The sequence below is a fragment of the Kribbella sp. NPDC050820 genome (genome assembly GCF_040653975.1).
GTDB lineage: Bacteria > Actinomycetota > Actinomycetes > Propionibacteriales > Kribbellaceae > Kribbella.
The window spans coordinates 67,844-88,224 of the sequence record NZ_JBFAHB010000002.1; the positions used below are offsets into that span (position 1 = coordinate 67,844).

Below are 20,381 nucleotides of genomic sequence, written 5' to 3' on the forward strand. Positions count from 1 at the left end.
AAGTTTCGGGGCGGCTCTCCGCCCTCGTCACGGTGCTCGGGAAGTCTATGGATCTCCTGTGACAGCAGGGAATCCGTGACCTCACTGTGACCCCAAACTGACGGTAGTTCAAGTCTTGACAGCGAAACTCTCGAAATCTACGTTACGAAACATAGTCTTAATCGGGGGGCCTTGAGCGCCCCGACAGCCACGCGCCGTGGAGCGGGTCCGCGGCCTGGAGTACGGAGATCACTGTGGATCCCATCACGACATCTCGGCGTTCCTTTCTCGGCCTGGTCGGCGGCGGCGCGCTCGCGGCCGGACTGGCTGCCTGCGGCACTTCCGGCCCACAGAGCTCCGGCGGCTCCACGGGTGGTGCGGCGGCCGGCAGCGGTGCGTCGTACTGGTTCCTGACCGGCCAGCCGCAGCAGGCGATCCGGGAAGCGCAGGTCAAGCGGTTCAACGACGCGAACTCGGGCACCCAGATCAAGTTCACCGAGTTCCAGAACGACGCGTTCAAGCAGAAGATCAAGACCGCGATCGGGGCCGGCCAGGGGCCGACGCTGATCTGGGGCTGGGGCGGCGGTGGCCTGAAGAGCTACGTCGACGCCAACCAGGTCGAGGACCTGACCTCGTGGTTCGGGGAGCAGTCGGCGCTGAAGCAGTCGATCTTCCCGTCCGCCTTCGGCGCCGCGACGGTCGGCGGCAAGATCTACGCGATGCCGGTCGAGACCACGACGCCGATCGTGCTGTTCTACGACAAGCGGTCCTTCCAGAAGGTCGGTGTCGAGCCGCCCAAGTCCTGGGGCGACATCATGGACCTGGTGCCGAAGTTCAACAACGCCGGCATCGCGCCGTTCTCGCTCGGCGGCCAGTCGCGCTGGACCAACATGATGTGGCTGGAGTTCCTGTTCGACCGGATCGGCGGCGCCGAGGTCTTCCAGAACATCTTCGACGGCAAGCCGAACAGTTGGTCGGACCCGTCGGCGCTGAAGGCGCTGGAGGAGATGCAGAACCTGATCAAGGCGAACGGCTTCATCAAGGGCTTCTCCTCGATCACCGCCGACTCCAACGCCGACCAGGCGCTGCTGTTCACCGGCAAGGCCGCGATGATGCTGCACGGCGCCTGGACCTACGGCAACATGAAGGCCTCCGGCGGCGACTTCGTCACCGGCGGCCACCTCGGCTACATGAACTTCCCGCCGGTCGACGGCGGCAAGGGCGACCCGAGCAACACGGTCGGCAACCCGGGGCAGTACCTGTCCATCTCCTCCAAGGCCAGCGCCGGCGAGAAGGAGACCGCGAAGAAGTTCCTGGCCAACAACACCCTCGACGACGCCTCGGTCGAGGCCTGGGTGCAGTCCGGCAACATCCCGGTGGTGACGAGCGCCAAGGACAAGCTGTCCTCGGTGACGGACAAGAACGACTCCGAGTGGCTGAACTTCGTCTACGACACCTCGGCGAACGCGAAGAGCTTCCAGCAGTCCTGGGACCAGGCGCTCAGCCCGACCCAGGCCGAGACGCTGCTCGACAACATCGCCAAGCTGTTCCAGCTGTCGATCTCCCCCCAGCAGTTCGCCGACAGCATGAACGCGGTGATCGGGCAGTGACAGTGCCTTTGGCCTCGCCTCCGGCCGGGAGGGCCCCATGACGACGACCGCTCCGCCTGTCCTGCCGGCCACTGGCCGCAAAGCTCCGTCCGGCGGCGCCGGGCGGAGCGGTTCCGTCGCCTGGATGGCGCTGCCCGCGCTGGTCATGTTCATCGCCTTCGGCATCGTGCCGCTGTTCGGTGTCCTGTTCCTCAGCTTCACCCAGTGGGACGGTCTCGGTGCGATCCACCCGGCCGGGTTCGACAGCTGGCGCTCGGTGCTCGACGACCCCGCGCTGCCGCACACGATCTGGGTGACGTTCGAGATCATGATCCTGTCCTGGGCGGTGCAGACGCCGATCAGCATGCTGATCGGCACCTTCCTGGCCGGCCGGCAGCGCTACCGCGGTTTCCTCGCGGTGCTGTTCTTCATCCCGCTGCTGCTCAGCTCGGCCGCGATCGCGATCACCTACAAGGCCCTGCTGGACCCGAATTTCGGGCTCGGCCCCGGGTTGAAGATCGGATTCCTCACCCAGGACTGGCTCGGCAACGAGACGCTCGCCCTCGGCGTGGTCATCTTCGTCGTGTCCTGGCAGTTCATCCCGTTCCACTCCCTGATCTACCAAGGCGGGGTCCGGCAGATCCCGACCTCGATGTACGAGGCAGCCGCGATCGACGGCGCCGGCCGGGTCCGGCAGTTCTTCAGCATCACCGTGCCGCAGCTGAAGTACACGATCATCACGTCGTCGACGCTGATCCTGGTGGGTTCGCTGACCTTCTTCGACCTGATCTTCGTGCTCACCGCCGGCGGTCCCGGTGACGCCACCCGGGTGCTCGCGCTCGACATGTACAAGCGCGGTTTCCAGGCGAACCTGATGGGCCCGGCGAGTGTGATCGCCGTTCTGCTGGTGCTTTTCGGCCTGGCGCTCGCGCTCTTGCTGCGAAGGCTCGGCGGGAGTTTGACGTCCAGCCAGCAGGAAGGTGCGTGACATGGCAGTGGCGACCACCGAGGCGCAGACGGCCGGCCGCCGTCCCTCCCGGGCACGCTTGAACGTCCGCAAGCTCCTGCAGCTCAACTGGTTCGGCGGCGCCGCGGCCTGGTTGTGGCTGGTGATCGTGATGGTCCCGCTGTACTGGATCGTGGTGACCAGCTTCAAGGACCAGACGGCGTACTTCAGCCAGAACCCGTTCGCGCTCCCGGCCGACCCGACGCTGGCGAACTACCGGCTGGTGATCGAGAACGACTTCGGCCAGTACTTCCTGAACAGCGTCATCGTGACGGCCGGCACCGTGATCCCGGCCGTCGCGATCGCGTTCATGGCCGCGTACGCGATCGTCCGGGGCGCCGGCAGCAGGTTCCTGGCCGGGATCAACGGCATGTTCCTGATGGGTCTGGCGATCCCGCTGCAGGCCACGATCATCCCGGTCTACCTGCTGATCATCCGGATGCGCCTGTACGACAGCCTGCTGGCGATCATCCTGCCGTCGGTCGCGTTCGCGATCCCGCTGTCGGTGCTGGTGCTGACGAACTTCATCCGGGACGTGCCGAAGGAGCTGTTCGAGTCGATGCGGGTCGACGGCGCGAGTGAGTGGGACATGCTCCGCAAGCTCGCCCTGCCGCTGACCCGGCCGGCCCTCGTCACGGTCAGCATCTACAACGGCCTGGCCGTGTGGAACGGCTTCCTGCTGCCGCTGATCCTGACCCAGAGCCCCGACAAGCGCACGCTTCCGCTCGGCCTGTGGACCTTCCAGGGGCAGTTCAGCGTCAACATCCCGGCCGTGCTCGCGTCGGTCATGCTGAGCACGCTGCCCATCGTCATCCTCTACGCCATCGGCCGCCGCCAGCTCCTCAGCGGCCTGACCGCCGGCTTCAGCCGCTAGCGATCCGCCAGCGCGCGGGTCGCAAGGACCGCGGCGATCAGGAGGACCGCCGACAACGCCGTCAGCAGAGTGAGTGGTACGGCGTTGTCGGCCGGCGAGTGCTCGTTGGACAGCAGCGTCATCAGCGGCCGGATCGGCGAGATCCAGCGGAGCAGCAGTACGGCGAGGATCGCCGCGGCCGCGGTCAGCGTGGCGATCCCGATCCGCGGGATGACGAGGCGCGAGCACAGCAGGCCGATCGCGCTGCCGATCATCGCGGCGGAGAGCTGAGCCGCGGCGCCGACGGCGAGCGCGCCGACGGTCACGACATGCTTGCCGGTGACGATCGGGTAGGCGAGCCCAATCGCCAGCAGCGGGGTGCACCAGGTCAGGACCACGGCGACCGTGATCGCGAGGACGCGCAGCGAGTCGCCGATCATCACCAGGGTGATCTGGTGCTGGGTCGGGTCCTCGTGGTTGACGATGGCAACGGTCAGCCAGGTCGAGCAGACCAGCATCGCGAGCACGCAGAACGCGTAGGACGACTCGAGCGGGCCGGAGTCCGAGCTCGTGCCGACAGCCAGCGCGGCCAGGAAGATCAGGGTGGGTGGCAGATAGCGCTGGGAGAGCAGGACGCTAGTGATCAGGTAGCGGTAGAGAGCGGTCACTCGGACCTCACCTGGCGAACCGTGGTGACCGACCATCCGTGGTTCAACGCGGTCAGCAAGGCGGCGTCGTGGCGGCCGGTCGGTAGTGACAACGTGACGCCGTCGGCGTGCCGCCGTACCTCCAGGACGTTGGGTTGGGTGGTCCAGTCGAGCGGTTGGCCGGCCACCAGGGAGATCTCGGTGACGGAGGTTCGGGCTGAGGTGACCAGCCTGCCGTCGCGGAGCTCGCAGACTCGGGTCGCTGTCGAGCGGACGACGTGGTCGGAGTGCTCGGTGAAGGCGACCGCCGCGCCTGCCGCCGCGGTCTCGGCGAGAAGCTCGCGCAAGGTGCTGTGCGCGGTTGCGTCCAGTCCGGACCACGGCTCGTCGAGCACCAGCAGCTCGGGAGGTTCGAGCAACGCCTGGGCCAGTGCGACCTTCTGCGCGTTGCCTTTCGACAGCTTCCGCATCGGGGTGCCCGCGCCGCCCGCGAGGGCCAGCCTCTCCAGCAGTGCATCGGATCGCGCCTTGGCCGCGTGCGCGCTGAGCCCGCGGATCCGTCCCATGTGGCGCAGGTACGCCGACGCCGAGAGCCGATCGTGGGACGCGAACACGTCCGGCACGTAGCTGACGATCCGGGCACTCCGCCGTACCGTCCCCGACGTCGGCCGCGACAGGCCGACCATGAGCTTCAGGACGGTCGACTTGCCCGAGCCGTTCGCGCCGACCAGAGCGAGCAGCTCGCCGGCAGCGAGCTGCAGGTCGACGTCCGCGAGGACCTCACGCCGGCGGCCGTACCTCTTCGAGACCCTCCGCAGCCGCACTACCTCCATGGCGCGAGCCTATCCGGGCCTCGGGGTTCATCACGCGGGCCAGCGGCCGGGTGAGGACGAGCGAGACCAGCAGCGACGCGGCGGCGAGGGCTGTGATCGCCGGGGCGGGGGAGGTGAGGTCGGCGAGCGCGCCGGCCAGGATCGCGACCACCCCGAACGTCGTCATCCGCAGCGCCGACTCCAGCCCGAGCACCTGCCCGCGGAGATCCGTCGGCGTCAGGTCGACGAGCACCTCCTGCTGGGACAGCGATGCCGCGTAGCCACTGCTGCCGAGTGCGACGAGCCCAGCAAGTACGGCGATGTGCAGGTCGAACGCGAAGCCGAGGAACGGCACGGCCAGCATGATGCGCAGCCAGCGCCCGGCCGTGCGGCGACCGGAGCGGCTGAGGAAGCGGCCGACGACCAGGTCGCCGGTCATCATGCCGGCGGCACCCGCGGCCAGCAGCCAGCCGGCGTCCGAACCGGCGTACGGGACGAAGAGGGCCTCGCAACCGACGACGAGTCCGTTGGGGAGAGTCAGGGCCAGCAGCAACGGGCGGGTCCGGGCCTGGCCGAGCAACCGCTGATTGCCGCGCCAGGTCTCCACGAGGCTGGTGCGGGCGAGGCGGCGTGGCTTCCGGTCGAGCAGGCCGAACCAGATCACCGGGATCGCCAGCGCCGAGCAGGCCGCGGCCAGCCAGAGGACGTCCGACGGTCTGAGGTCCTGGAGCAACAATCCCGCTGTGCCGAAGCCGGCGATCTGCATCGCGCCGACCGACAGGTTCATCGCCGAACGGCCGAGGACGAACTGGTCCTGGCCGACCACCTCGTTCAGCAGGCCGGAGCGGACCCCGGAACCGATCGACAGTCCGTAGGCCACCAGCAGCGTGATCAGCAGCCGGAGCCCAGCGCCGAGGTCGAAGGCGGCCTGGACGGCGGCGGCGATTGTCGACAATCCGGCGAGTAGCGTCAGCACCCGGCGCGGCCGCGCGGTGTCCGCCGCGGACATCAGCGTGGACGCGCCCAGCACCTGGGCCAGCGACGGCCCGAACATCACCATTGCCGCCAGCAGCGCGGACCCGGTCGCGGCGTCGACCATCAGGGCGAGCGTCAAGCTCGTCATGGTCGCCGACGCGTTGCCGAGCGCGCTCCCGATCCACAGGCTGCGGAACTCCCGATTCGCGAAGAGCTGCCGGTACGTCGTCATGCCAGTGAGGATCGACGGATGCGCCGGCGCCGCCTACAGTTTCGGGTGGAGGCGAAACGTTGTCCGAGTTCCTGGCCGATGCCGACACCCTGGCGAACGCCCGGTTCGGCACCTCGCAGCTCACCGAGACGGTGTCCGCGCTGAAGATGCTGCGGGCGCCGACCGAGCCGTGGTACCGCGCGTGGAAGGACGCCCACGTGGCCGCGTTCCAGGACCAGTTGCGGCAAAACCCGGTCTGGGCGGCGATTGTCGACAACGCCTTCGGCCGGAGCTGGGTTGCCGACTTCATCACCGTCCCGCCGTTGGAGCCGGACCAGGTGCTGGCCGACGAGCTCGAGTTGATGATCAGCCTGGACGACGACGACATCCGGGCGGACCTGAGCGTCGTACGGACGCCGCTGCCGGACGTCCTGCTCGAGTCGACCGGCCTGGGCGGGCAAGCGGCCGAGCTGCTCACCTGGATCTGGACGGAAACGATCGAGCCCGAGTGGCCGCGGCGGTTGCGACTGCTCCAGGCCGACATCATGTCCCGGACGTCCAGGCTGAGTGAGCACGGCTGGTCCGGGGTGCTGGAAGGGCTCGGGCCGGATGTTCGGTGGCTGGGCGACGGGCGGATCCAGATCAACCGTTGGGACTACCCGGTCACGGACATCCGCGGGCAGGACCTGATGTTCATCGCGGCGCACACGAGAGGTGTGAACGTCTCCTGGCGCAAGCCGGACCGGTTCGCGTTGACCTACCCCGTCTCCGGGATTTTCGCCGGCGCCGAACCCCAGACCGAGCCGCTGGTGCAACTGCTCGGCCGCAACCGCGCGCGGATCCTGGTCGAGGCCGCGAACCCGGTCAGCACGACGGTCCTGGTCGCCACGACCGGTCTGTCGCCGGCCACGGTGTCCGACCATCTCCGCGTGCTCACGGACGCCGGCCTCCTCGAACGCCGCCGATCCGGCCGCTCAGTCCTCTACTGGCAGTCCGACACCGGCCGCCGAGTCGCCCGACGACCGACGCCGAACCGCCGAAGACCCTAGGTGCCGCGGCCCGCCGGCGGCGTCAGGCGGGGACGACGTAGGGGAAGTTGGGTTGGCGGAGGCGGGTGGAGATGGAGGGCTTCAGGCCGGAGGGGATGGCAGTGCCGGCGACCAGGGAGAGCATCACCTCGGGGGCGTTGTCGGCGAGCGTGCGGCCGTTGCGGGTTGCGAAGCCGAAGGTGGCCGGGGTGCCGACGCGATAGGGGAGTACGTCGGGGAACAGTTGGCGGGCGACGGTTTCGCCGTACCCGTGCGGATCGTCCGACGTGCCGCCGGCCGCGACGACCGCGGTGACGCGTTCGGCCAGGTTCTTGCCGTCGGCCTCGAAGTCCTGGGAGGGGTGCCGGGTGTTGGCCGGGTAGGTGAACCGGGTGTCGTCAGGCCAGAAGATCGGCCACATCATCGGGTGACCGGCACGGTTGATCTGCCGCCACCCACCGGCGTCGGTGGCCAGCTTCGTGGTGCACCAGACCCCGATCCGGGCGCCGGGCCGCAGCACCGGGTGCTGATGCGAGATCTCCAGCACGATCGACTCGACGGTGGTGCCGGCGAAGCTGTTCTGCGCCTGCTCGGGCTGCCAGCCGGACAGGTCGACAGCGGTCCCGTCGTGTACGGCGGCATTGACCCGGGCCAGCAGCGCCAGATCGATGTAGAAGGAGTCCGCGATCAGCCCGGCCCACAGCCGGATGCCCGGCCCCTCGACCGGCTGACCTGCGTCGCCCTGCAGGACAAGCTCGCCCTCGGCCTCGTCGTTCGAAGCGTCGTCGCCGGTCAGCACGTGCACGGTCAGCGGCTGCCCGCCGTACACGTCGCGCTCTTCGAAGGACACCCGGTAGGTGAGTGTCTCGGTCTCCGCGTCGTCGACGTGCACCTTGAACTCGTAGCGGGCCTCGGAATGGAAGCCGGGCTGGACGTCGGGCTCGGTGATCGTCGAGTTGACGTCCATGACGAACACCGTGCTCTCGTGCCCCGGGAACACGTACAGGTCGTCGATGTAGAGCTGGCCGTTCTGCCGGGCGAGCGGTGTGTCGAGGTGGTGCGACATGCTGGCGGTCTCCCTGTGATCGGTGCCCTTGGGTGGGCTCTGCCGTCGAGCATCGTCGCCCCCGCTCGGGCGGGGTACCCGGCAATCCGGCAACTGCTCATAATCAGTGGTTATGAGCGAACCCCTGCCGGATCTCGACAGCCTGATGCTGCTCACGCTCGTCGCCGAGCTCGGCAGCCTCGGCCAGGCCGCGGACCGGCTGCAGATCAGCCAGCCGGCGGCCAGCAAACGGCTCAGCATGCTGGAGCGCAGGCTCGGGCTGCCGCTCGCCGAACGCGGAACCCATGGCTCGGTGCTCACTACCGAAGGCAAAGCCGTCTGCCAATGGTCCGAGCGCGTGCTCGGCGAAGTCCACACCCTGATGGCCGGCGCGACGGCGCTCCGTACGGCCCGGGACCAGGACCTGCGGCTCGCGGCCAGCATGACGCTCGCCGAGAACTTCCTGCCGGCCTGGCTCGCGGAGCTGCAGCGGCAGTCGCCCGGCGTTCAGCTCAGCCTGCGGGTGACCAACTCCGAGCAGGTGACCGAGCTTGCTGCCCGTCGCGAGATCAGCATCGGGTTCACCGAAGCGCCCACAGTGCCTCGTGGGCTCAGCTCGCGGACCGTTGCCACGGACCGGCTCGCCGTCGTCGTCGCCCGGTCGCACCCGTGGGCACGCCGTCGCCGGCCGGTGCCGCTCACCGAGCTCGCCGAGACGCCGTTGATCGTGCGCGAACACGGGTCGGGCACTCGGGAGACCCTGGACCGCATCTTCGCGACCGCGAAGCTTCAGTCGGTGCCGCCGTTGGTCGTGCTCGAGGTCAACGCCGCCGTACGCAGCGCGGTTGCCGCTGGCATCGGCCCGGCCGTACTCAGCGCTGCGACCGTGCAGAACGATCTCGCCCTGGGACATCTCATCGAGGTGGAGCTCGCCGACGCCGACCTGCACCGACGACTGCGCGCCGTCTGGCCCAAGACCCACGCCCTGCCGGTCGCAGCCGAAGATCTGCTCCGGATCGCTACGGCAGTTCGAGGTCGGTTGCCAGGGGGAGGTCGGTGACGGAGGAGCCGGCGCGCAAGGTGAAGCTGCCGGGTTCGGTGGTCCAGCCGTTGTCCCAGTGGTCGAAGGTGCGCTCGTGGAGTTGGACCGTGATCTCGCGGGCCTGACCAGGCTCGAGGCGTACGACGGTGAACCCGGCCAGCCAGCGGGTCGGGCGATCCACGGTGGACTCGGGCCGTTCGGCGTACACCTGGACGACGTGCTTGCCGGAGCGGTCGCCGGTGTTGTGCACGGTCATCGCGACCGACGACGGGTCGACGGCGCGGAGGTCGGACAGCTGCCAGGAGGTGTAGCCGAGGCCGTGGCCGAACTCGTACGCAGGCTGCGTGCCGGCCCGGAGCCAGGCCCGGTAGCCGATGTGGATGCCTTCGTCGTAGCGGACGACTCCGTCGCGCGGCGTCACGTCGATGACCGGTACGTCGGACTCCGCGACCGGCCACGTGGTCGGAAGCCGGCCGCCGGGCTCCACCCCGCCGAGGAGCACGTCGGCCAAGGCGTTGCCGTACTCCTGGCCACCGAAGTAGGTGACCAGGAGCGCGGCAACCTCGCCACGCCAGGGCAGCAGCACGGGCGAGCCTGCGTTGACGACCACGACCGTGCGCGGGTTGGCCGCGGCGACGGCCCGGACCAGGTCGTCCTGGAGACCGGGAAGTGCGAGCGTGCTGCGGTCGTAGCCCTCGGACTCGACCTTCGAGTTCGTGCCGACCACCACGACGGCGACATCGGCGGCCCGGGCTGCCGCGACGGCCTCGTCGATCAGCGCCTGCGGGTCCGACGGGTCGGGCTCCACGCCGACGGTGATGCTGAGCGCGTTGCTGAGACCGCCTTCGCGGGTCGGCAGGTCGAGCTCGACGCGGACGTCGACCGACTGGCCGGCGGTCACGTCGAGCGGCGTGGAGATCGACGGCGGTGACAGGATCGCCGCGCCGAGGTCAGTGCCGACCGGGACCGCGGTGGCCTCGTGCAGAAGCTTGCCGTCGGCAAAGATTCGGCCGTGGCCGACCGACGCGAACCCGAGCAGCACCGAACCGGACTCGGCCGGCGTGTACGTCGTCCGGAACTCGAAGACCGCGGCCTCGGTGATCGGCGCGTTCCCGCCGAGGTAGACCAGCGCGCTGGAGAACCGGTCCTCCGCGAACAGCTCGGAGCCGTCCGCGTCGAGGAACCGCGCCCGGGCACCGGGCTCGCCGGTCGCCGGGTTCGTCATGGTGGCCAGCGGCAGCTCCGCAACGCCTTCCTGCACGACCGCGCCGAGCGAGTACGTCACCTCGGCGCCGGGCAGGGCAGCGCGAATCCCGTCCAGCGGCGAGACCACGGACGCCGGGATGACAGTCGCGCTTCCGCCGCCCTGGGTCCGCGCGTCCCGGGCGTTGTGCCCGATCACCGCGACCCGCTGCAGCGCCCGAGAGCTCCACGGCAGCTCGCCGTTGTTCTGCAACAGCACCGAGCCTTCGGCGGCCGCCGTACGCGCGAACGCGACACCGTCCAGCTGCGGAACCTCGGCCGGCTTCTCGGAGCCCTCGAGAGCGCCGACCCGGGCGGCCAGCGCGAGCAACCGCAGTACCTTGCGGTCGATCACGTCTTCGTCGATCTCCCCGGACCGGACTGCCTCGACCAGGGCGTCCCCCCACGCCCCGGTCGGTCCCGGCATCGCCAGGTCCTGCGAGTGCTTGGCACTCTCCAGGCTGCGTACGGCGGTCCAGTCGCTCACCACGACCCCGTCGAAGCCCCACTCGCTGTTCAGTGGGGTCTCGAGCAGCTCGTTCTCCGAGGCGGTGGCGCCGTTGATCGAGTTGTAGGCGCTCATCACCAGCCACGCCTTCGACTCGGTGACCGCCTTCTCGAAGGCCAGCAGGTACACCTCGCGCAACGCCCGGTCGCTGACGACCACGTCGGCGGTGAAGCGCTCGGTCTCGAAGTCGTTCGCGACGTAGTGCTTCGGGGTCGCGCCGACACCGAGCTCCTGCACACCGGCCACGTAGGCGGCGGCGAGCTCGGCGGTCAGGACGGGATCCTCGCTGAACGCCTCGAAGTGCCGCCCGCCGAGCGGGGACCGGTGCAGGTTGATGGTCGGCCCGAGTACGACGTCCACGCTCTTGCGACGCGCCTCGAGTGCGGACACCACGCCGTAGCGGTGTGCGATCTCGAGGTCCCACGACGACGAGAGCGCGGTCGCCGAGGGCAGGTTGAGCGACGGGTCGCGCTCGTCCCACACTGCGCCGCGGACCCCGCTCGGGCCGTCCGACAGCACCATCGACCGCAGCCCGATCCCGGGGAGCGGATGGGTGGACCAGAAGTCCTGGCCGGTCAGGATCCGGACCTTCTCCTCGAGGCTCAGCCGGTCGAGCAGTTCCTTGACGTCGCGCATGCGTGTCACTGTACGCGCCAAAACCGAGTGATGCTAGGTTTTGAAACATGGCAACCACCAGAGGTCCGTACGCGAAAGGGGTCGCCAAGCGCGAGCAGATCCTGACCGCCGCGCTCGAGGTGATCGCCCGGAACGGGTACCGCAAGACGTCCACCCGCGAGCTGGCGGCCGCGGTCGGCCTGAGCGAGGCCGGCCTGCTGCACTACTTCGGCTCGAAGGAGCAGCTGTTCGAGGCGGTGCTGCGCGCCCGCGACGAGGCCGACGCCGCACGACTGGGCGACCAGTACGACGTGGTCGGCAAGCTGACCGCGATCGTCCGGCACAATACCGACGTACCGGGACTGGTCCAGCTGTACTCGACCTTCTCGGCGGAGGCGGGGGATCCGCAGCACGGCGCGCACGAGTTCTTCGTGGAGCGGTACCAGCAGCTGCGGGAAGCACTCGCCGAGGGCGTTCGGGTCCGGCAGGCGGACGGGACGATCAGCGCGGCGGCCGATCCGGAGAAGATCGCCGCCCTGCTGATCGCCCTGTCCGACGGCCTGCAGGTCCAGTCGCAGTTCCGGCTGCCGGACCAGCCGGGGGACCTGCTCGACCACCTGATCGAGCTGCTATGACAAAGACTTCGGCCTACTTCGCGTACATGACCGTGCCGAAGCCGGTCTGGTCGAAGCCGCCGCTGTTCGGTCCGTAGTCGCCGCCGCCTCCCTCCGGCCGGACCAGCGCGGCCATCTGGGAGATGTACGGCACCGACAGGAACTTCCGCCGGGTGTAGTGGAAGTGCAGGATCTCCCAGACCGGCCGGAGCTGGCCGCGGCTCGCGCTGGAGATCACGGTGTGCTCCTGGTAGGCGCAGTTCTGGCCCGTGCCCCAGCTGTACTTGGTGAACGGCACGTCCTGGCCGAGGTTGTACTTCGCGACGTACTGCGCCGCCTTCATGAACCGGTTGTTGTCGTAGCCGTACAGGTCCTCGCCCTGGTTCCACGCCATCTCGCAGAAGGCGCCCATCTGCCCGATGCCCATCACCGTGTGGCCCTGGTCGCGGCCCGCCTCCTGCCACTGGGCCAGGCCCTCGGAGTCGTAGACGAACGGGATCGCGTTCCGGATCGCGCCGTTGCCGGCGCCGTTCTTGAAGTAGTTCACCGCCTGGTCGTACTTCGCCCCGTCGTCGCACAGGATCGCGATCGCCAGGATCGAGTTCATCGTGCACAGGTCCCAGTTGGCCCAGTAGTTGGTGATGCACGCGTCGTTGTGGTTGATCAGGAACGAGTTGTTCAGCGGGTAGAAGACGTTCAGCATCATCGTCTTGAACCGGGCCAGGTCGAAGCCCGGGTAGCCGCGCATCAGCTCGGCCACGTTCGCGAACTGGTAGCCGTAGATGCCGGCCGCCAGGAACCGGTCTGCGTTGCCGGTGACGGTGGTGAGCGTCGCCGACCAGGCGTTCAGGATGTTGCGTGCGCAGTCGCCGTGTGCGGTGGAACCGGTGATCCACCACCGCAGGGCGTTCTGGTAAGCGGCATGGATGTCGTTGTAGAGGATGCCGTAGTTCTGCCCGTCGCCGCCGCGGATGATCGTCGCCTGTGGATTCGGCTGCCAGGTCGACTGCGCGTGCGAGTTGGCGATCAGCTTGTTGTAGCCGGACAGCCACGGGTCGTCGCCTGCGGCAACCCGAACCTTCGCGCGGTTCAGGTCACCCCAGATGTGCAGCGCGCCCGGGTGCGTGAACGTGGCCGGTGCGGCCGCTGCACCTGTCGCGGTGACGCCGACGGCGGCCGCGACCGCGGCACCCCCGGCTCCCTTCAGCAAGGTACGTCGATCGATCTCCTTCAACTGTCCTTCTCCTTCGGGGCGGTGGATCAGAGGACGGTGACGATGAGGCTCTTCGTGGTCGTGCCGGCGACGTTCGTGACGGTCAGCGTCGCGTTGTACGTGCCGGGGCTGGTCGGGGCGCCGGTGATCACACCGGTGGTCGGGTCGACGGTCAGGCCGGTCGGCAGTCCTTGCGCGCCGAAGCCGGTCGGGAAGCCGGTCGCGCTGATCGTGAGCACGACCGGCGCACCGGCGGTGAGCTCAGCGGTGGCCGGTGTCGTGACGGTGGGCGGCGTGGTCGTCGGGGCGGTGGCCGCGTCCAGCCAGCGCAGGTTCGTGACGTGCTCGTTGACGTGCATCGGCACCATGTCGGCGACCGAGAACCAGCCGGGCTTGCGCATCGTCGAGGCGATCACGGTGCCGTTGACGACGAGGTTCTGGAACGTGACGTCCTTGATCCCGCGGGTCTCGTCGTACCCGAGCATCATCGCGGTCTCGGCGTGCTGCCCGGTGTAGGTGAGGTTCTTGACGTAGACGCCTTCGATGCCGCGGCCGGGGGAGGTGTTGTAGGTCTTGTTGTAGGCGATCCGGAAGTGGATGAACTGGCCCCAGCGGAAGTCCTCGACCCGGACGTTCTCGATCCGCACGTTCCGGACCAGGTTGCTGTCGCCGGGGTTGAGCGCTATGCAGCCCTGGTACAACTTCTGCGGCTCGCGGTGGTCGAGGATGTCGACGTTGCTGACGGTCAGGTTCTCCAGCACCTCGGGCGCGGCCGTGTTGCCGTGGGTGCCGACGTTGATCGCGTGTGCGACGTCCGCCCAGAGGCTGGAGTTCTGCACGGTGACGTTGCGGGTGTCGCCGTAGTAGTCCCAGCGATGCGTGTAGAGCGCGACACAGTCGTCCGAGCAGCGCAGGAACGACCTGTCGATCAGTACGTCGCTACTGGAGAAGACGTCGATGCCGTCACCCCACTGACCCGCGCTGAAGTAGCCGAAGTCGGTGATCGAGACCTGCTCCGACATCCCGGCGGTGATCGCGTACCCGGTGGCCAGGTTGAGCATCGAGATGCCGTCGACCTGGATGTTCTTCGAGCTCACGATGGTGCAGCCGCCGCCGTTGGTGCCGTAGATGACACCGCGTCCGGTCAGGCCCGCGTTCGTGACGTTCCGGAAGATCACCGAGGCCTTCAGTACGGCGCCGCCGGCCAGATAGACGGTCTTCCCGCTGGGCACCTCCAGCTGACCGGTCGCGGTGGTGTGCACGCCGGGGCCGTAGTAGATCACGTCCGGGTCGTCGGGGGAGGGCGCGGCCGTTTCGATCGGACGGGTGAGCAGGTGCAGGCAGTCGAAGATCTCGCCGTTCACCTCGACCACGACCTTGCGCGGCTCGGTCAGGGTGAACTTGACCGTATTCGTCTCGATCGTCGGCGTGACGCCGTACGACAGCGGCCGGACCCGCGCGGTGTTCACCGTGCCCTTGGTGTAGGTGACCATCACCTCGACCGGGCCGGCGAAGTCGAAGTAGGCCAGCGAGGACTTCTGGATCTGGCCGGATCCGGTCTGCGCGTTGATGATCTTGAGGTTGACCGAGTACGTCGGCACCGGCTGCCACGGACCGGGACCGGTCCGGACCTTGACGTCGAACGTGGTCGCCTGGGCGATGCCGTCCGGGATCGGGTACGTCTTCAGCCGCGGCGCCTTCGTCTCGGCGGTTGCTGTTGCGGCCTGGGTTGTGACGTAGCCGGCGGCAACGGTGGCGCCGGTCGCCTGCAGGAGGCGGCGTCGGGTAAGTTCTGCGGTCATCGGCAGGAGCTCCTTAGTTGATCGTCACGTGGTCGAAGACGGTCGTGTTGAGCACGAAGGGATTGCGGGACACCACGGCCAGCCCGGCGTGGTACGGCGCGTCGCCGAAGCCCGGGATCGCGGCCGGCTCGCCGAGCGACGTCCAGGTCTCGCCGTCCGCGGACGTCTCGGCCTGGAACGTCTCCCCAGTACGACGCAACCGCAGCCAGACCGCGGTCCCGGTGACCTCGGTGGTGACCAGGCCGGTCGCCACGCGGAGGCGTCGTACGAACTGGAGTTTGTCGCCGGTCCGGATCGCGCCGGCGGACTGGTCGAACGGCGACAGCGACTTGGTCATGAGCAAGCCGATCCGGCCGCCGGTGTCACTGCTGAGGACACGGGCGGTGAGGGTGCGGTCTCCGGTGACCAGTTGGGAGACGTACTGCGCGGTCATGCCCTGGTTGATGATGTTGAGGTCGACGCCGGCGCCGCGGACGGTGAAGCGACCGGCCTCGTAGCTGGTGATCCCGGGGGTGCGGATCGCGACCGCGCTGAAGGTGGCGAGTTGGCGTTCGTCGAGCACGTAGTCGCCGATGTCGCGGTAGGCCCACGGCTGCGGTGGCGGCGCGGTGACGGTCAGGTCGAGGGTGGCCGTCGCCGTGGCTGCCTTCAGCTGGACGGCGAAACGCCCTTGTTCTGTGGGCTTTCCGGAGATGATGCCGGTGCTCTGGTCCACGCCGAGGCCGCGGGGGAGGCCGGTCGCCTCGAAGCTCGACGGATCGTTGGTGGCGGCGATTCGGAATTCGAAGCGGGTGCCGACGTTGGCGTAGGCGGTGGTCGCGCTGGTGATCGTCGGCTGCGGTGGGAGGGGCATCCGCGCCGAAGCCAGTGACGAGCAGGGGCCGTCGGTCTTCGCGACGACATAGCTGTACTTCGTGCCTGGTACTCCGGACGCATCGCGATAGCGCGTCTCCACACCGAAGCCGGACACCCCGGTCGCGATCACCTTGTACGGACCGCCTGAACTGCGGCGGATCGTGTAGGTGGCGTTGACGTCGAGGTCGGTCCAGGCGAGCTCGATCGCGCTGGTCGAGGGTTTTGCCGTCAGCGGTCCCACGGGTGCGCTGGGGCGGGATGCGCTGAGGTTGTCGAAGGCGGCGGTGGTGGTCTCGGCGTCACCGAGGCCGCCGCAGACGGCGATGCCGACGTACAGCAGGCGACCGAGGTGCAGCGTGGACGAGCCGACCTCGGACCAGGTTTCGCCGTCGGGCGAGATCGATCCGGTGAACTTGTTGCCGTTGCGGACGATGCGGACCCAGTACGGGCGGCGCAGGCGGTAGCCGTCGCTGGCTGCTTCGACGTACGGCGCTTGGAGCGGCGTTGCTGAGGTCGGAAGCGTGCCCAGGTCGGAGATCGGGAAGCCGGCGTTGGCGGTGATGGCTGCTTGCTGCGTTGGTGGGACGAGAGTGCTGCCGGTGCCCGTGGTCGGTGCGCCGGTAGTCGGCCGGACGGTCCACACTCCACTCCAGGTGTGGAGGGGGAGTCCCTGGATGAGCATGGACGCGTGAGCAGAGTCGGCGTCCAACGTCTGGCGCATCATCACGCCGAGGGTCGCGTACTGCGAGCTGACCGGGTGGACGACGCGAGCGGTGACCGTGCCGTCGCCGTCCAGTGGGTAGTAGACGAAGCGGAAGCCCGCGCTGAGGTCGGCGCCGGCCGCCTCGATCGTCAGGGTCTGGCCGTCGAAGTCGGTGCGTCCGGGACGGATCGAGCCGATGTCTTTGCTTGCCCAAGGCAATCGCTGGTGATCGATCGGCAGTGACTCCGCACTGGCGCCAAGAGCGTTGGTGGCCTCGACGGTGTAGCGACCGGGGAGCTGCACCGGGTAGCTCGGCGAGGTCACGGTGGCGATCGGTTCGGAGTTGCGCTTCACGGTGTAGCTGGTTGCGTCGACCGACGCGGCCCAGGTGAGTCTGTTGTCGCGAACAGTCAAGCCGGACGGAACGCCGGGGAGCGCGGGTTGAACGGGTGCCGCGCCGGCGTGGGTCAGGGTGCCGAAACCCGGGTGGTCGTCGTTGGTGCCCTCGACGCGACCGCGCACGACTTGCGCCAGGTACGGCGCCGGCAGACCGCGCCGGCCGACGTAGTGGCCGTAGGCAAGCTCGTAGATCGGCTGGAACTGACCACGGTTGCCGGTGGCGATGGCCGTCTTGAGGTACTTGCCGGTGCGGTCGAGGTCCTGGACGAACGGAACGCTGTCGTCGCCGAGGTTGTAGCGAGCGGTGTACTCGAAGCCCGTCAGGATGCGGTTGTCGCTGTGGCCGAACAGGTCGACGCCCTGGTTCCACGCGACCGCGGCGACGTTGGCGAGCAGGCCGAGGGCGAGCTGGGCGTAGGCCTGGCTGCGTCCGCTCTCCTGGCCCTGGCCGCTCGCGTCGACCACGATGTGCTCGATCCGGCCGTTGCCCGCGCCGGCCACGGCGTACCGGAGCGCGTCCTCGAACATCACCCGGTCGTCGCAGAACACCGCGATTCCGATGATCGCCTGCAGCGCGGCGACGTCCCAGTTGCCGTTCGCGAACAACGCCGTACCGGCGAAGGAGCGGTACCAGACCTTGCGGAACGACTCCCGGCAACGCTCCACGTCGGCCGCGGCCCAGCCGTCGTACTCGCGGAGGAGCTCGGCCGCGTTGACGAACTTGAAGCCCTGCAGACCGGATCCGAGCTGCCCGTCGGCGCCGGTGATCGCCTCCAGGCTGTCCGACCAGACGTTCAGGATGTCGCGGGCCTTGGCGGCGTGCCGGGCGTCGCCGGTGACGGCCCACATCAGCGCGTTCTGGTACGCCGCACAGGAGTCGCTGACCGCCTCGGCCATGAAGTTCGCCGGACCGCGGCCCCATGAGGTGACGTGTCCGGTGTTGCGGACCGCATAGTCGTACGACGACCTCGCGTGGGCAGCCAGTGCGAGGAAGCCGTCGTACGCCGGTGACTGTCGCGCTGCGACGGCAGCCCGCATCCGGTCCAGGTCTTCGGCGGTGTGCAGCAGGCCGGGGTGGGTGAAGGTGGCGCTGGTCGGGGCGGGGGTCGGGGTGGCGGCCGCGGGGAGGGCGTGGGCGGCGGCGACCGACCCGCCGGCGGCGATCAGCAGCGTGCGACGGTTCAGCAGCATGGCGTCACCCTGCCGGGCCGCGGTGTATCGATCAACGGACCGTCATCATCCGAAAATTTCGAACAGGTTCGAACATGTCGAGGCGGGCGCGGGTTGCCGGGCGTTGGATAGTTGGGGCATGACGAGTTCCGCTGAGGAGGCCGCCGAGCCGGCGGCTCCGGTCGCCGGCCGGCGGGTGCTGACCCAGGAGGTCTGGCTGGTCCTGGCGCTGTCGCTCGGGGCGTCCGCCCTGTCGGCGATCATCTCGTTCACCGGGGTGCTGACGTCGGCGAAGCCGATCAGCGGCCAGACCGCGGTGATCGTCGGGTCGCGCGCGCCGGGCCGGCCGTGGCTGGACCTGACCTGGCAGCTGTTCGCGGTGGCGACCGCGCTCGTGCCGGTTGCGCTGGTCGCACACTTCCTGGCCCGCGGCGGCGAGTCGATGCGCACGATCGGGTTCGACCTGCGGGACCGCCTGCGCGACCTCGGGCGCGGGACGGCGGTCGCCGCGGCCATCGGCGGCGCCGGGCTGGCCTTCTACCTGGCCGCCTACGCGACCGGGGGCAACCTGACCGTCGACCCGGCCCGGCTGCCGGACACCTGGTGGCGGATCCCGATCCTGGTCGCGGTGGCGGCGCAGAACGCCATCCTCGAGGAAGTCATCGTGCTGGCCTACCTGAACCGGCGGCTGGACCAGCTCGGCTGGTCGGTCGGGCGTGCCACGGCGGCCAGCGCGCTGCTGCGCGGGTCGTACCACCTGTACCAGGGGCTCGGCGGGTTCTTCGGCAACGTCATCATGGGCGTGGTCTTCTGCTACCTGTACCGCCGCTGGGGCCGGGTGATGCCGCTGGTGGTGGCCCACACCCTGATCGACATCGGCGCGCTGGTCGGAGCGACGTACCTGATCGGGAAGGTCGGCTGGCTGCCCGGCTGACCCCGGGTTGAACCGACCTGAGCGCCGGTCCGTAACCGATCGGTGTTTCGTCAGGTTGTGATGGCGTGACTGTTCACGGGGAAATCACGAGTCCGCCGGAGATCGATCCGGGGTTGGCGGCCGCGGCGCTGGCGGTGTTCGCGCACCGGCACGAGGTGGTCCATCTGCTGTACGCCGCGGTCGACGAGCCGGACGCCTTGGCCCGGATCGCCGACCTGCTGCACGTCGACGAGGCCGCCATCGGCCGCGTCCTGGACCAGCCGCTGCGCTGGATGCTGCCGCAGTTCCGCACCGAGCTCGAAACCATCGCCGCCGAGCCCGCCACCGTCAGCGGTTAGGGCTCGGCGTCGGCGTAGTCGCCGCAGGGGCCGCCGCCGATCGCGAGCGGGATCGAGATCGTGCGGCGGTCCGGGCGGACCAGCGGGTCGTAGAAGGCGGCGATCTCGACGCTCGCCTCCGGGACGTAGTGGAAGATCAGCGACCGGCGGAACCGGTCCGCGGTCGAGTTCGGCCGTGAGCCGTGCACCACGCTGCCGTGGAAGAACAGGGCGTCGCCGGCCTGCATCTTGGTCTGCACCTTCGCCAGCCCGTCCGGCACCGGGACCTCGGCGGAGGTGAACGACTCGGTCAGGTCGGCGTCCTGCTCCGGGCAGACGAGCTCGGTCCGGTGCGAGCCGGGGACGACGGCCAGGCCGCCGTTGTCCGCGTCGACGTCGTCGATCGCGATCCAGGCCGCCAGGCAGGTCTCGGGCTCGGCGCGCAAGAACGTGTTGTCCTGGTGCATGGCCTGGCCGCGGGCACCCGGCGGCTTGAAGTAGAACATCGACTGCGCCCCCAGCGCCGGCCCGATCAGGGCGGTGACGACATTGAGGATCCGGTCGTCGAGCAGGTACTCGAGCGCGAGCCGGCCGGCCTCGACATCGGTCCGCCGGTGCGGATGGACGAACCGCGGGTACTGCGCCAGCGGGTCACTGTCCGGTACTCCGTCGTCGATCGCGAGCGAGTGGTCGATCGCGACCTGCTCCATGAACGCAGCGCGGATCCGGTCGATCTCGGTGGGAGTCAGCAACTGCGGGACCTGGACGATCCCGTCCCGCTGGTAGACGTCGGTAACGGTGGTCATGCCTCGAGTCTGGGCC

General features: G+C 69.0%; 17 protein-coding genes. 8 read left to right on the plus strand and 9 right to left on the minus strand.

Annotation, left to right across the window (positions count from 1 at the left end; translation table 11 throughout):
• Nucleotides 1-233 precede the first annotated feature (233 nt).
• The 3 genes from AB0H36_RS02675 to AB0H36_RS02685 are packed head-to-tail and all read left to right on the plus strand — an operon-like array spanning nucleotide 234 to nucleotide 3,448.
• Nucleotides 234-1,589 (plus strand): extracellular solute-binding protein, encoded by a 1,356-nt coding sequence (locus AB0H36_RS02675; protein ID WP_360515312.1) that lies wholly within the window; start codon nucleotides 234-236, stop codon nucleotides 1,587-1,589.
• A 37-nt stretch (nucleotides 1,590-1,626) separates the two neighbouring features.
• The gene (locus AB0H36_RS02680; protein ID WP_360515315.1) at nucleotides 1,627-2,556 is read left to right on the plus strand and encodes a sugar ABC transporter permease; all 930 of its coding nucleotides are present in this window, start codon (nucleotides 1,627-1,629) and stop codon (nucleotides 2,554-2,556) included.
• 1 nt (nucleotide 2,557) lies between these two features.
• Complete coding sequence (locus tag AB0H36_RS02685) at nucleotides 2,558-3,448, plus strand: carbohydrate ABC transporter permease (RefSeq protein ID WP_360515318.1); 891 nt, start codon at nucleotides 2,558-2,560, stop codon at nucleotides 3,446-3,448.
• Here AB0H36_RS02685 and AB0H36_RS02690 read toward each other — a convergent pair.
• From AB0H36_RS02690 to AB0H36_RS02700, 3 genes are read right to left on the minus strand one after another with little or no spacing between them, the layout of a single operon-like run.
• The gene (locus AB0H36_RS02690) at nucleotides 3,445-4,095 is read right to left on the minus strand and encodes a hypothetical protein (protein ID WP_360515321.1); all 651 of its coding nucleotides are present in this window, start codon (nucleotides 4,093-4,095) and stop codon (nucleotides 3,445-3,447) included. The genes AB0H36_RS02685 and AB0H36_RS02690 overlap by 4 nt on opposite strands.
• A complete protein-coding gene (locus AB0H36_RS02695; RefSeq protein WP_360515324.1) occupies nucleotides 4,092-4,907 on the minus strand; it encodes an ABC transporter ATP-binding protein in 816 nt (271 codons plus the stop codon). Before AB0H36_RS02695 ends, AB0H36_RS02690 begins: the two co-directional genes overlap by 4 nt.
• Complete coding sequence (locus AB0H36_RS02700) at nucleotides 4,855-6,093, minus strand: hypothetical protein (protein ID WP_360515327.1); 1,239 nt, start codon at nucleotides 6,091-6,093, stop codon at nucleotides 4,855-4,857. Before AB0H36_RS02700 ends, AB0H36_RS02695 begins: the two co-directional genes overlap by 53 nt.
• Before the next feature lie 59 nt (nucleotides 6,094-6,152).
• Here AB0H36_RS02700 and AB0H36_RS02705 point away from each other — a divergent pair, with 59 nt between their 5' ends.
• Entirely contained in the window at nucleotides 6,153-7,121 is a 969-nt protein-coding gene (locus AB0H36_RS02705) for a helix-turn-helix domain-containing protein (RefSeq protein ID WP_360515330.1), read from the plus strand.
• Nucleotides 7,122-7,143: 22 nt separating this feature from the next.
• Here the strand turns inward: AB0H36_RS02705 and AB0H36_RS02710 are convergent, their stop codons facing one another.
• Complete coding sequence (locus AB0H36_RS02710) at nucleotides 7,144-8,166, minus strand: DUF4331 family protein (RefSeq protein ID WP_360515333.1); 1,023 nt, start codon at nucleotides 8,164-8,166, stop codon at nucleotides 7,144-7,146.
• 112 nt (nucleotides 8,167-8,278) lie between these two features.
• Between AB0H36_RS02710 and AB0H36_RS02715 the strand changes: the two genes are divergently transcribed.
• Entirely contained in the window at nucleotides 8,279-9,205 is a 927-nt protein-coding gene (locus AB0H36_RS02715; protein WP_360515336.1) for a LysR family transcriptional regulator, read from the plus strand.
• On the opposite strand, the gene AB0H36_RS02720 is transcribed toward AB0H36_RS02715, so the two are convergent.
• Complete coding sequence (locus tag AB0H36_RS02720; RefSeq protein ID WP_360515339.1) at nucleotides 9,165-11,573, minus strand: glycoside hydrolase family 3 C-terminal domain-containing protein; 2,409 nt, start codon at nucleotides 11,571-11,573, stop codon at nucleotides 9,165-9,167. The genes AB0H36_RS02715 and AB0H36_RS02720 overlap by 41 nt on opposite strands.
• A gap of 47 nt (nucleotides 11,574-11,620) precedes the next feature.
• Between AB0H36_RS02720 and AB0H36_RS02725 the strand changes: the two genes are divergently transcribed.
• The gene (locus tag AB0H36_RS02725) at nucleotides 11,621-12,187 is read left to right on the plus strand and encodes a helix-turn-helix domain-containing protein (protein WP_360515341.1); all 567 of its coding nucleotides are present in this window, start codon (nucleotides 11,621-11,623) and stop codon (nucleotides 12,185-12,187) included.
• A gap of 13 nt (nucleotides 12,188-12,200) precedes the next feature.
• Here AB0H36_RS02725 and AB0H36_RS02730 read toward each other — a convergent pair whose 3' ends face one another.
• From AB0H36_RS02730 to AB0H36_RS02740, 3 genes are read right to left on the minus strand one after another with little or no spacing between them, the layout of a single operon-like run.
• A complete protein-coding gene (locus AB0H36_RS02730) occupies nucleotides 12,201-13,400 on the minus strand; it encodes an alginate lyase family protein (RefSeq protein WP_360515344.1) in 1,200 nt (399 codons plus the stop codon).
• A gap of 26 nt (nucleotides 13,401-13,426) precedes the next feature.
• Entirely contained in the window at nucleotides 13,427-15,181 is a 1,755-nt protein-coding gene (locus AB0H36_RS02735) for a putative Ig domain-containing protein (RefSeq protein ID WP_360515347.1), read from the minus strand.
• Nucleotides 15,182-15,194: 13 nt separating this feature from the next.
• On the minus strand, nucleotides 15,195-18,329 hold the full coding sequence (locus AB0H36_RS02740; RefSeq protein WP_360515350.1) for an alginate lyase family protein: 3,135 nt from the start codon (nucleotides 18,327-18,329) through the stop codon (nucleotides 15,195-15,197).
• A 118-nt stretch (nucleotides 18,330-18,447) separates the two neighbouring features.
• On the opposite strand from AB0H36_RS02740, the gene AB0H36_RS02745 reads away from it, so the two are divergent.
• Both AB0H36_RS02745 and AB0H36_RS02750 read left to right on the plus strand, forming a co-directional pair.
• Nucleotides 18,448-19,242 (plus strand): CPBP family intramembrane glutamic endopeptidase, encoded by a 795-nt coding sequence (locus AB0H36_RS02745; RefSeq protein WP_360515353.1) that lies wholly within the window; start codon nucleotides 18,448-18,450, stop codon nucleotides 19,240-19,242.
• 65 nt (nucleotides 19,243-19,307) lie between these two features.
• Nucleotides 19,308-19,580: a hypothetical protein gene (locus AB0H36_RS02750; RefSeq protein ID WP_360515356.1), complete on the plus strand. Its 273-nt coding sequence runs from the start codon at nucleotides 19,308-19,310 to the stop codon at nucleotides 19,578-19,580.
• Here AB0H36_RS02750 and AB0H36_RS02755 read toward each other — a convergent pair.
• A complete protein-coding gene (locus tag AB0H36_RS02755) occupies nucleotides 19,577-20,365 on the minus strand; it encodes a phytanoyl-CoA dioxygenase family protein (RefSeq protein WP_360515359.1) in 789 nt (262 codons plus the stop codon). The two genes, AB0H36_RS02750 and AB0H36_RS02755, sit on opposite strands and share 4 nt — an antisense overlap.
• Nucleotides 20,366-20,381: the final 16 nt, after the last annotated feature.

Excerpts from the sequence above, each read along its gene's own strand:
- AB0H36_RS02680 (WP_360515315.1), top strand. The coding sequence starts at position 1,627 with ATGACGACGACCGCTCCGCCTGTCCTGCCGGCCACTGGCCGCAAAGCT.
- AB0H36_RS02685 (WP_360515318.1), top strand. The coding sequence starts at position 2,558 with ATGGCAGTGGCGACCACCGAGGCGCAGACGGCCGGCCGCCGTCCCTCC.
- AB0H36_RS02695 (WP_360515324.1), bottom strand. The coding sequence starts at position 4,907 with ATGGAGGTAGTGCGGCTGCGGAGGGTCTCGAAGAGGTACGGCCGCCGG.
- AB0H36_RS02700 (WP_360515327.1), bottom strand. The coding sequence starts at position 6,093 with ATGACGACGTACCGGCAGCTCTTCGCGAATCGGGAGTTCCGCAGCCTG.
- AB0H36_RS02710 (WP_360515333.1), bottom strand. The coding sequence starts at position 8,166 with ATGTCGCACCACCTCGACACACCGCTCGCCCGGCAGAACGGCCAGCTC.
- AB0H36_RS02715 (WP_360515336.1), top strand. The coding sequence starts at position 8,279 with ATGAGCGAACCCCTGCCGGATCTCGACAGCCTGATGCTGCTCACGCTC.
- AB0H36_RS02720 (WP_360515339.1), bottom strand. The coding sequence starts at position 11,573 with ATGCGCGACGTCAAGGAACTGCTCGACCGGCTGAGCCTCGAGGAGAAG.
- AB0H36_RS02725 (WP_360515341.1), top strand. The coding sequence starts at position 11,621 with ATGGCAACCACCAGAGGTCCGTACGCGAAAGGGGTCGCCAAGCGCGAG.
- AB0H36_RS02735 (WP_360515347.1), bottom strand. The coding sequence starts at position 15,181 with ATGACCGCAGAACTTACCCGACGCCGCCTCCTGCAGGCGACCGGCGCC.
- AB0H36_RS02740 (WP_360515350.1), bottom strand. The coding sequence starts at position 18,329 with ATGCTGCTGAACCGTCGCACGCTGCTGATCGCCGCCGGCGGGTCGGTC.
- AB0H36_RS02745 (WP_360515353.1), top strand. The coding sequence starts at position 18,448 with ATGACGAGTTCCGCTGAGGAGGCCGCCGAGCCGGCGGCTCCGGTCGCC.
- AB0H36_RS02755 (WP_360515359.1), bottom strand. The coding sequence starts at position 20,365 with ATGACCACCGTTACCGACGTCTACCAGCGGGACGGGATCGTCCAGGTC.